This window comes from Mesorhizobium sp. M1A.T.Ca.IN.004.03.1.1 (assembly GCF_003997555.1).
In the GTDB taxonomy this organism is placed as follows: Bacteria; Pseudomonadota; Alphaproteobacteria; order Rhizobiales; family Rhizobiaceae; genus Mesorhizobium.
Map to the genome: position 1 here is coordinate 1 of NZ_RZTV01000610.1, position 257 is coordinate 257.

At 59.9% G+C, this 257-nt stretch carries 1 pseudogene; it reads right to left on the reverse strand.

What is annotated here, in order from left to right:
* Positions 1–204: pseudogene (locus EOD29_RS33080) on the reverse strand (methyltransferase); the annotation flags it as partial.
* Positions 205–257: the final 53 nt, after the last annotated feature.

Below are 257 nucleotides of genomic sequence, written 5' to 3' on the forward strand. Positions count from 1 at the left end.
CTTCAAGTTTTCGTCCTTGGCTTCAATCTTGTTGCCGTCCCTCACGAGGCGTTCGCCAGTGCTGTCCAGGAAATCCCACACATAGTTGGCCAAGGCCTCCGCGCCCTCTTTGCCCGCGGTAGTGGCGAGCACGAATAGCTGTGTCATGTGGTTGAGCCCGATCCCGCCGCCGGTCACCGGCGATACCATGTGATGCAGATCCATGCTGACAAGCGCCCGTTGCAGAATGTGTCGGTTCAGCGCCCTGCACTGCTCGG